Below are 7058 nucleotides of genomic sequence, written 5' to 3' on the forward strand. Positions count from 1 at the left end.
ATTACGTGCACCGCATCGGCCGCACGGGCCGCGCGGGCGCGACCGGCGAAGCCGTGTCGCTCGTGTGCGTCGACGAGAAGCAGTTGCTGCGCGACATCGAGCGGCTGATCAAGCGCGAGATCCCGCAGGAAGTGATCGCGGGCTTCGAACCCGATCCGAACGCGAAGCCGGAGCCGATCCAGCAACGCCGCGGGCAGCAGCAACCGCGCGGCGGTGGCAGTGGTGGCGGCAATCGCCAGCCGCGTGCCGGCGGCTCAGGCCAGCCGGCCGCGAAACGCGACGGCAACGCGCAACCGAAGGCCGGGCAACCGAAGGCTGCAGCGCAGCAGAAGGCCGCGAAGCCGCGCACGCAAGGCGGCGCCGCCGGCAACGGCGGACGTCCGGCAGGTGGCGGCAACGGCGCCCGCCCGGCAAGCGGCAACGCCGCGCATCCGAACCGCAACCGTTCGTCGCGCAGCGGCCAGCGCGGTCACTGAAGCCGCGCGGCCGCGCGCCGCAGGTGCTCGATCTGGCGTTGCCAGCGTGCGAGCACCGCGGCGCGCTCCCCTTCCAGCGTGAACGTGACGCCGGTCGCGAGACGCGCATAGCCGACCCGCTGCGCATCGCCGTGCGCGATCGTCGCGGCGAATCCGGCCAGGCCGCCGAAGTCCCCTTCGAGCGGCACCATCTCCAGTTGCGCCTGAAAGAACGCGCCGTCCGCGACGAGCGTCAACGCGGCCGTGCGCCGCTGCGCGATCGCGCGCGCCGCCCGCGACTGAGGCCAGAGCGCGATCAGCAGCGTGCGCGCATCGTGTGCATAGATCTCGCCGACGCTGAGCAGCGTCGTGCGCAACTGGCCGTCGTCGGTCGCGACGATCAGCGACGCGGCGAGGTCGGCATGACGCTCGAGTGCGGTGCCGTCGAACAGCGACACGACGGCGGACGGCCACGTGTCGAACGTCCATTGTTCGAGCGCGTGGCGATGGGTATCGGTCATGATGGCGTGGCCCGGGCGCGGATCGGATGAGGATGCGTCAGCATACGCGCGCCGGGCCGTGCCGCGGCGATCAGCGCAGGAAAACGTGCCGCGTGATCTTCGTGAGTGGATAGTGGACGCCCGGCTGGATCTTCGCGGGCAGGTCGAGCGGCTTGAGCAGCATCTTCACGCACATGTCGGCCGACAGGTTGCGCCGCACCAGCGAGTTGATGCGCGCGGCGCGCTCGCGGTTGTACTGGCTGTCGCCGACGCGATCCGGATAGCGGATCGCGAACACGTGGCGCAGCGCGATCTCGGAATCCTCGTTCTTGATTTCCATCACGCGGCGCGCGAGGGCCCCGAGCACCGCGAGCCGCCCGTTGCCTTCGACCTGGTTGTACTTCTTGAAGAACTTGAAGAAGTGCTTGTAGTGACGCACTTCGTCGGTGCGGATGTTGTCGGTGATTTCCTTCAGCACCGGCTCGTCCGAGCATTCGTTGATCGCGCGATAGAGCGTGGCCGTGCCCGTCTCGACGACGCAGCGTGCGACCATTTCGAGCGCGCGGGTTTTCTCGAACGCCTCGACCGAGCAGGTCTTCGAATACTCGGCAAAGAAATTCGCGAAGGCGGTATCCCAGTCGAACTCGGGCCACACGTGCGCGATGTAGGCCTTCAGCGCGCGCCCGTGCTGCAATTCTTCGGGCTCCCATGCATTGTTGAGCCATGCGGAGACTTCCGGATCGTCATTGAAGAATTCGCTCAGATTGCTCGTATAGAGATCCGAGCCGCTCTCGATGAACGACGACGCGCACAGCAGCAGCAGCAGATCCTCGTTCGCGGCCGCACGCTGACGATCGATCCGGTTCAGGTCGATGTCCTCGATACGCCACGGCATCACATGCGTCGTTTTGGTGTCCATGGTAGTGCGCTCCCAGTCGTCGCGCGGAGGCCGGCCCATGCCTGGGGCACAGGCGCCAGCCGATCCGCAGGCGGCGTTTTACTTGCGTTTATAGTGAATCGGTCCGGCCGAACCATCTTGGCATCTTAGCCGGACTTTGATGTTCGTGCTCCAGAGCACTGACCATACCCGACGGGCGCAGTTCCACGGCGTCTGTTGCCGTTCGTTAGATGAGTCCTTCAAACCGCTTGCGCGCGTTCGATGGCAGGCGCCGCGCCAAATGAAAACGGGCGGCCGTCGGGCCGCCCGTGATGCCGGGAAACTGCATAGGAAGCTGGAAGCGATCCGTCAGAAACCGGCCGCCAGCCCGTCGCGCCGGCTGTCGCTCGCGGCCACGTAGCCGCGCTCCGGATCGTCGGGATCGAGGCGCCAGACGAACTGCCCCGAGCCGAAATCCATGTAAGGATCGTCGATCGACTTGATCGTATGGCCGCGGGCGGCCAGCCCATCGACGGTCGCGCGGTTCATCGTCGCCTCGACGTCGAGCGTGAAGTCGCGGTTGACCTTCCAGCGCGGCGCGCAACACGCGGCCTGCGGCTGCTGGCCATAGCCGAGCATCCGGACGATGGTCTGCAGGTGGCCCTGCGGCTGCATGTCGCCGCCCATCACGCCGAAGCTCATCACGGCCTCGGTACGGCCGTCGACTTCCTCGGTGACGAACGCCGGAATGATCGTGTGGAACGGTCGCTTGCCGCCCGCGACGACGTTCGGCGAAGCCGGGTCCATCGAGAAGCCGTGCCCGCGGTTCTGCAGCGCAATGCCCGTGCCGGGGACGACGAGGCCCGAGCCGAAGCCCATGTAGTTCGACTGGATGAAGCTCACCATCATCCCGCGCTCGTCGGCCGCCGACAGGTAGATCGTGCCGCCGGAATGCGGACGGCCGGCGGCGAAGTGTGTGGCCCGCGCGCGATCGATCAGCTTCGCGCGTTCGGCGAGATACGCATCGTCGAGCATCTGTTCGGGCGTGAGCTCCATCGCGCGCGGATCGGCGACGTAGCGATAGACGTCCGCGAACGCGAGCTTCATCGCCTCGATCTGCAGATGCTGCGAATCGACCGAGTCGACCGGCCATTCGGTCACGCCCGCATGCTCGGCGATGCCGAGCGCGATCAGCGCGGCGATGCCCTGCCCGTTCGGCGGGATCTCGTGAATCGTGTGGCGGCCGAAGCGCTTGCCGATCGGCTCGACCCATTCCGGCCGGTACGCGCGCAGGTCCGCTTCGGTCAGCGCGCCGCCGCCTTCGCGCGCGAAGGCGGCGATCCGCTCGGCGAGCGCCCCTTCGTAGAACGCCCGGGCGCCGTCCTTCGCGAGCGTGCGCAGCGTCCGTGCATGACCGGGCAGGCACACGCGTTCGCCGACGAGCGGCGCGCGGCCGCGCGGCATGAAGGTGTCGGCGAAGCCCGGCAGGTCCTGCAGTTCGGGAACGGCCGCGGCCCACTTGTGCGCGACGATCGGCGGCACCGAATAGCCGCGCTCCGCGATCTCGATCGCCGGCTCGAGCAGATCCGCGAACGGCAGCGAACCGAACTTTGCGTGCAGCGCTTCCCAGCCCGCGATCACGCCCGGCACGGTGACGGTGTCCCAGCCGCGCGTCGGCTTGTTCGCGATGCCGCGCGCATCCTCGCCGTGGCGCTTGCGGAAGTAGTCGACGTTCCAGGCGGCCGGCGCGACGCCCGATGCGTTCAGCCCGGACAGCCGCTCGCCGTCCCACACGAGCGCGAATGCATCGCCGCCGAGCCCGCACGACACGGGCTCGACGACCGTGATCGCGGCGGCGGCGGCCAGCGCCGCGTCCACCGCGTTGCCGCCCTTCCACAGCATCCGCAGCCCGGCCTGCGCGGCCAGCGGGTGCGACGTCGACACGACGTTGCGCGCGAACACCGGAATGCGGGTCGTCGGATACGGGTTGTGCCAGTTGAAGCCACTCATCGATACCACCTCGTCGAAAGCTGAATGAACGTGCCCGCGCGAGCGGGCAATCCGCCATTGCAGCGCGATCAGCGCCATCGCGCAAATTCATTTGTCACATAAATCCATGCAATTCACGCATGAATTGCGTGCGCCGACGGCGGGCAGGCCGGCCGAACGCCGTTACCGCCCTTACAATACCCGCTCCGTCTCACGACACGACCATCGAGCCATGACCCGAGATCCCCGCCTCACCCTCAACGCGCGTCAGCAGGAATTGCTCGAATGGGTGCAGCGCGACGGCTTCGTGACCGTCGACGATCTCGCCGCGCACTTCGCGGTGACCCCGCAGACGATCCGCCGCGACGTGAACTGGCTCGCCGACCTGAACCTGCTGCGCCGCTACCATGGCGGCGCGAGCCTGCCGACCAGCTCGGAGAACGTGTCGTACACGGCACGCCAGCGGATGTTCCACGACGAGAAGCGGCGCATCGCGGCGCTCGCGGCGTCGCACATCCCCGACCAGGCGTCGCTGTTCATCAACCTCGGCACAACGACCGAGGAAGTCGCGCGCGCGCTGAACCGGCATCACGGGCTGCACGTGATCACCAACAACCTGAACGTCGCGTCGATGATGAGCGGCTACCCCGACTGCGAGGTGCTGATCACCGGCGGCATCGTGCGACCGTGGGACAAGGGCATCGTCGGCGAGCTCGCGATCGACTTCATCCGCCAGTTCAAGGTCGACTACGCGATCATCGGCACGTCGGCGATCGAGGCCGACGGCACGCTGCGCGATTTCGACACGCGCGAGGTGCGCGTCGCCGAGGCGATCATGCAGCATGCGCGCACGGTCTACCTCGTGACCGACCATTCGAAGGTCGGCCGCCCGGCGCTGGTGCGCCAGGGCCATCTGAGCCAGGTGCACGCGCTCTTCACCGACAAGCCGCTGCCGCCCGAAATGGCCGACACGGTGGCCGCCGCCGGCACGCAGGTGTACGTCGCGGAATGACCGTTGCGATGCTGCACCGCACCTGAAACTTCAAGTGAAATCAAGAAGTTGGCGCCGCGCGCGGACCGCTCGTGGGGTGCGTTTCTGTCAAACGGAAAATTAACGGGGCACGATTTGTCGTTGCCCGCGCACTCGACTAGACTCCAGTTCCCCGGCCCGTTCGCCGATCCGCCTGTGCCAGGGCGGTGCGAATCGCAGGCCGGCGAATGCAGCTTTTCCCCCCAAGCCATACCCTCGCGGGGTATCGCGCGGCGGCGTATGCGCCGGCCGCGCGGGCAGTCTGATTGCCACGGAGAGAACGATGCTGAGTCCGCATGAATTCGCCACGCTCTTGCTTGTGAAGGACGCGCCTGACCAGCGCGACATGGATCGGGATGAACTGGACATCCTGCTCGAACAGCAGCTCGTCCGCCTGGAAGGGCTCGGCTCGGGACGCAAATACTGCGTGACCGAGACCGGCGACGCCGCGCTGCGATCCATCAAGTACCGCTATTCGTAAGCCCCGCTGTTCCCTGACTTGAACCTGATCGCGCGGCCGGAATCCGGCCGCGCGGTCGTTCCTGCCTTCCCTCTGCCCGTTCGGCGCCACCGGCTTCAGCCGCCGCGCAGCGTCGGGTCGACCGCCGCCCGCCAACTGATGGCCTGCGCGCGCGCACCGTTGAAATAGGCGATCCAGCCGGCGCGTGCCGCCGCGTCAGGCGCCACATAGTGGGTCGAAAGTTCGTTTACGAACGCACAATAGTTCGCTTCGGTCAGCCCGCGATACCGTTTCGCCACATAGGCGTCGTACAGCGTCGAGTAGACCGGCTGCGCGTCCGCGCCCCAGTCGCGCGCCGCGCCGCCGCACGACGTCTGCAGGTCGACGAACGACGGCGCCCGCCAGTTGCCGGCGAGCGGCGGCATCCCCGCGCTGCACCCCGCCAGAAGGACGGCGCACACGCCGGCCCACATCCCAATACGCATGATTCACCTCGCGAAACGGTCGATTCCGCCAGTATCGTCCGGGATCGGGTCACGCGCTACTGGCCCCGCTTTTTCGAACTTTACTTTTTCGATTTCGTTCGTTAAATTTCGAATTCGAACATTTCATGTTCACCCTATTTCAACAGACGATAAGGACAGCAGGTGACCCAACCGAATCGCTACGATCTGCTCGTCGTCGGCGGCGGCATCAACGGCGCGGGGATCGCGCGCGATGCGGCCGGCCGCGGCCTGTCGGTCATGCTCTGCGAGCAGGACGACCTCGCGTCGCACACGTCGTCGTCCAGCACGAAGCTGATTCACGGCGGCCTGCGTTACCTCGAGTACAACGAGTTCGGGCTGGTGCGCAAGGCGCTGCAGGAACGCGAAACACTGCTGCGCGCCGCGCCGCACATCATGTGGCCGCTGCGCTTCGTGATGCCGCACATGCCGAACCTGCGCCCGGCCTGGCTGATCCGCATCGGCCTGTTCCTCTACGATCACCTCGCGAAACGCGAGCTGCTGCCCGGCTCGCGCGGCATCGACATGCGCCGCCATGCGGCCGGCGCGCCGCTGATCGACTCGATCAAGCGCGGCTTCGTGTATTCCGACGGCTGGGTCGACGACGCGCGCCTCGTCGTGCTGAACGCGATGGATGCGAAGGAGCGCGGCGCCGAGATCCTGACGCGCACGAAGCTCGTTTCCGCCGAACGCCGCGGCGACGAATGGGAAGCGCGGCTGCAGCACGCCGACGGTTCGATCCGCGTCGTGCATGCGCGCGCGATCGCGAACGCGGCCGGCCCGTGGGTCGGCGAGGTGCTGCACGGCGCGCTCGGCCGCGGCGCGCATCATAGCGTGCGGCTCGTGAAGGGCAGCCACATCATCACGCACCGCCTGTTCGATCACGATCACGCGTACATCTTCCAGAATCCGGACAAGCGGATCATCTTCGCGATTCCGTACGAGCACGACTTCACGCTGATCGGCACGACCGACGTCGAATACACGAACGATCCCGCGAAGGTCGCGATCGATCGCGACGAGACGCAATACCTGTGCGATTCGATCAACCGCTACTTCAAGCGCAAGATCTCGCCGGCCGACGTGCACTGGACCTATTCGGGCGTGCGCCCGCTGCTGGAAGACGAGAACGCGGCGAACGCATCGGCCGTCACGCGCGACTATCGCCTCGAACTCGACGATGGCGCGGGCGCCCCGCTGCTGTCGGTGTTCGGCGGCAAGATCACGACGTTCCGCAAGCTCGC

At 67.1% G+C, this 7058-nt stretch carries 7 protein-coding genes and 1 pseudogene; 4 read left to right on the forward strand and 4 right to left on the reverse strand.

Going from position 1 to position 7058, the window contains the following annotated elements:
• A pseudogene (locus JMF90_RS16900) lies at positions 1–476 on the forward strand (RNA helicase); the annotation flags it as partial.
• Here the strand turns inward: JMF90_RS16900 and JMF90_RS16905 are convergent.
• From JMF90_RS16905 to JMF90_RS16915, 3 genes are all read right to left on the reverse strand, one after another.
• Positions 470–976 carry a hypothetical protein gene (locus JMF90_RS16905; RefSeq protein WP_011546142.1) on the reverse strand — a complete coding sequence of 169 codons (507 nt, stop codon included), beginning with the start codon at positions 974–976 and terminating at the stop codon, positions 470–472. The pseudogene JMF90_RS16900 and the gene JMF90_RS16905 overlap by 7 nt on opposite strands.
• A 70-nt stretch (positions 977–1046) precedes the next feature.
• Positions 1047–1874, reverse strand: a complete 828-nt coding sequence (locus JMF90_RS16910; RefSeq protein WP_011546143.1) for a ferritin-like domain-containing protein — start codon at positions 1872–1874, stop codon at positions 1047–1049.
• Positions 1875–2201: 327 nt separating this feature from the next.
• Positions 2202–3842 carry a gamma-glutamyltransferase family protein gene (locus JMF90_RS16915; RefSeq protein WP_011546144.1) on the reverse strand — a complete coding sequence of 547 codons (1641 nt, stop codon included), beginning with the start codon at positions 3840–3842 and terminating at the stop codon, positions 2202–2204.
• Between the two features lie 211 nt (positions 3843–4053).
• Between JMF90_RS16915 and JMF90_RS16920 the strand changes: the two genes are divergently transcribed.
• Both JMF90_RS16920 and JMF90_RS16925 read left to right on the forward strand, forming a co-directional pair.
• Positions 4054–4833 carry a DeoR/GlpR family DNA-binding transcription regulator gene (locus JMF90_RS16920; RefSeq protein WP_006493999.1) on the forward strand — a complete coding sequence of 260 codons (780 nt, stop codon included), beginning with the start codon at positions 4054–4056 and terminating at the stop codon, positions 4831–4833.
• 301 nt (positions 4834–5134) lie between these two features.
• Entirely contained in the window at positions 5135–5332 is a 198-nt protein-coding gene (locus JMF90_RS16925) for a hypothetical protein (RefSeq protein ID WP_006477892.1), read from the forward strand.
• A 95-nt stretch (positions 5333–5427) separates the two neighbouring features.
• On the opposite strand, the gene JMF90_RS16930 is transcribed toward JMF90_RS16925, so the two are convergent.
• Complete coding sequence (locus JMF90_RS16930) at positions 5428–5796, reverse strand: hypothetical protein (protein WP_041489246.1); 369 nt, start codon at positions 5794–5796, stop codon at positions 5428–5430.
• Positions 5797–5958: 162 nt separating this feature from the next.
• Here JMF90_RS16930 and glpD point away from each other — a divergent pair.
• Positions 5959–7058: glycerol-3-phosphate dehydrogenase (gene glpD, locus JMF90_RS16935; protein WP_201325248.1), on the forward strand; the 1100-nt coding region annotated here is incomplete at its 3' end.

Source organism: Burkholderia sp. E168m23, from assembly GCF_016586125.1.
Taxonomy (GTDB): domain Bacteria; phylum Pseudomonadota; class Gammaproteobacteria; order Burkholderiales; family Burkholderiaceae; genus Burkholderia; species Burkholderia orbicola.

Coding starts and splice junctions, on each gene's coding strand:
- JMF90_RS16930 (WP_041489246.1), bottom strand. CDS start 5,796: ATGCGTATTGGGATGTGGGCCGGCGTGTGCGCCGTCCTTCTGGCGGGG.
- JMF90_RS16910 (WP_011546143.1), bottom strand. CDS start 1,874: ATGGACACCAAAACGACGCATGTGATGCCGTGGCGTATCGAGGACATC.
- JMF90_RS16915 (WP_011546144.1), bottom strand. CDS start 3,842: ATGAGTGGCTTCAACTGGCACAACCCGTATCCGACGACCCGCATTCCG.
- JMF90_RS16920 (WP_006493999.1), top strand. CDS start 4,054: ATGACCCGAGATCCCCGCCTCACCCTCAACGCGCGTCAGCAGGAATTG.
- JMF90_RS16925 (WP_006477892.1), top strand. CDS start 5,135: ATGCTGAGTCCGCATGAATTCGCCACGCTCTTGCTTGTGAAGGACGCG.
- JMF90_RS16905 (WP_011546142.1), bottom strand. CDS start 976: ATGACCGATACCCATCGCCACGCGCTCGAACAATGGACGTTCGACACG.